Annotated in this window: 3 protein-coding genes and 1 pseudogene; 1 reads left to right on the top strand and 3 read right to left on the bottom strand. The window is 35.9% G+C overall.

Going from position 1 to position 2375, the window contains the following annotated elements; genetic code table 11:
• Positions 1-400 (bottom strand): hypothetical protein (locus FHL06_RS12405; RefSeq protein WP_202879072.1); only part of this gene is annotated, 400 nt, incomplete at its 3' end.
• A 223-nt stretch (positions 401-623) separates the two neighbouring features.
• On the opposite strand from FHL06_RS12405, the gene FHL06_RS12400 reads away from it, so the two are divergent.
• Positions 624-1655 carry an IS30 family transposase gene (locus tag FHL06_RS12400; RefSeq protein WP_193322450.1) on the top strand — a complete coding sequence of 344 codons (1032 nt, stop codon included), beginning with the start codon at positions 624-626 and terminating at the stop codon, positions 1653-1655.
• An 86-nt stretch (positions 1656-1741) separates the two neighbouring features.
• On the opposite strand, the pseudogene FHL06_RS14790 reads toward FHL06_RS12400, so the two are convergent.
• Positions 1742-1852 (bottom strand): annotated as a pseudogene (locus FHL06_RS14790) (exosortase family protein XrtG); the annotation flags it as partial.
• Positions 1845-2375, bottom strand: a 531-nt coding sequence (locus FHL06_RS12395) for a Firmicu-CTERM sorting domain-containing protein (RefSeq protein ID WP_153386884.1), incomplete at its 5' end; no start/stop codon positions are given. The gene FHL06_RS12395 and the pseudogene FHL06_RS14790, both read right to left, overlap by 8 nt.

Genomic DNA, 2375 nt, shown 5'->3' with positions numbered 1-2375 from the left:
CCCCCGTGACAACTTCCAAATCTGGCTTGTTTTCTTGTAACTGTTCCAATTCCTGTGATAAAGCTCTTAATTTCAACAACTGGTGATACAACAAATACATACAATAAGTTGTCAACGGCGAAACTGTCAGCAAAGCAATATCTGACCAAAAAAACATTGCCCGCGTGTATGGCAAAAGTAACATTAATCCACCAGCACACATTGCAACAAACGAGATGACACTATTCAAAATCAAATATGTTGACCGACCAAGAAATATTGCAAAAATAAAAACCAATGATATTATTAAAAAATTAATCCATGATCCACTTACAACACTCAAATACAATAAAGTATTTTGGTAGATCAGAATTAAAACCATACCTATAAAAATGACGTTATCAATCGATCGTATCCTCATCTATTTCTCCCAACAAAGTTTCAAAAACTGCATTTCCTCATTAATACACCTAACAGTCGAAATCGTTCATTAGATTATCATAACTCTTTTGAAAAAGATTAATCGGCGAATTTTATAATCAAGTTAGCCACTTTAGAAAAATGACAAAATAAAAACACCAAGACGTAAAAATCAGGTATCATTGGAGTTCTCACACAAACAATGAAAGAGGTTTTTCGTCTTGGTGCTAGAACAGAATATCATAAATCGTCCTAAAGGACATCATTTAACTGAAATTGAACGTGGAAAGATTGCTTCCTTTCATTCAATTGGCTACTCGAATCGCCAGATAGCTAAAGCTATCGGCGTTTCACCTCAGACTATTAATAATGAAATTAACAGAGGTACTGTTGAGCAGATCAAGAAAGTTAATGGTAAAGTTCAACACTTGAATTGCTACTTTCCTGACACTGCACATCAAAAGTATGTAAAGAACCGTAAGCTTTGCCATCGTCCTTCTAAATTCGACCAAGTCACAGCCTTTTTAGGCTTCTTTGTAAGCCAGTTCATAGATAATGGATGGTCACCTGATACGGCCGTTGGACGAGCTAAGAACGAAGAATTATTCTTAGTAGATGAAATGGTTTGTACTACTACACTTTACAAATATATTGATGAACAACGACTTGAAATCCGGAATATTGATCTGGTAGAAAAGTCAACTAGACCGACTAAGCAACATACTTCAAAAAAGCATAAGCGTCTACTTGGTCGTAGTATTGAGAAACGCCCTAAAAGTGTTGATAGCAGAGAATCCTTTGGGGACTTTGAGATAGACACGATTGTGGGCAAAAGAAATGGCCATGAGAGTGTCGTCTTAACGCTCATAGAGCGTAAGACACGCTTTGAAATAATGAGACTTATTGACGGTAGAGATGCCGACTCTGTAGATTATGCTATGAAAGAGATCATAAAGAACTATGGTGATCTTATCAATTCAATCACTGCAGACAATGGCCCTGAGTTCTCTAATCTATCATCTGATATGGCTGGCGTTGCGGATGTTTACTTCACACACCCATATACATCTTGTGAACGTGGAACAAATGAAGTACATAATCGAATGATACGTCGTGACTTGCCCAAAGGGCTGTCACTGGATACAGTCAGCCCAAAAGTAATAAGAGACATAGAATTTAAGCTCAACAATATGCCTAGAAAGTTATTGAACTATAAAACGCCACAAGAACTCTTTGCTAGTTCCTGTGGCGCTTAAAGACATATTTATAAACTTCAAATACTGATATCACTTGGATTCAATTTATTTTGTCCAAGTGGCTAACTTGTTATTGAAATTTTCGAGAAAAATCCGACACTACCGACGATAAAAGAAAATGCTGTCAGTTTCGCTCTTTTTAGAACTGACAGCATATATATCCAAATGATAATGCCGAATAGCAAAATACTATTCATGTAGCGACTTCCTTAATTCGTTTATCTTGGGCATTTTAATAACTGCAAATAATGCAATTGCAAAGCCACTAATAGCTAAGACAACTGGACCAGTACTTCCACCCATTACGTGTAAAGTTTGATCTCCTAGATTTCTGTTTGTCATAGTTATTTCTTGAGATGTCGTCCCGGTGATACCTAGTTCGGATAATGGAAGTTTAAATTCCATTTCTTCGGTATATCCTTGTCCAACACCCTTATCAACATTGATTGGAATTCTATTTAGATAGACATCCGCTTTGGTAGTAACTTTATTAACCTTACCGTAACCAGCTTTATCATGCTCCCAGATTTGTAAGTTAACTTTTCTTGGTTGATTTACTTGTAAGTTATACGGATTTTGAACAGTTAAAGAGAATTGCTTATCTCCAACAGTCAACTCATAACCTGAAGGTTGGATAGTAGAATATCCATAACCATGCTCTGGTGACATATTTAAATAGAAATAAATATTATTTTGATCAGCTAATAAAGATTCGTGTTT

The organism is Companilactobacillus halodurans, from assembly GCF_009600985.1.
In the GTDB taxonomy this organism is placed as follows: domain Bacteria; phylum Bacillota; class Bacilli; order Lactobacillales; family Lactobacillaceae; genus Companilactobacillus; species Companilactobacillus halodurans.
Note: the sequence above shows the minus strand (reverse complement) of the source record. Positions and strands in the feature narration are given on the sequence as shown.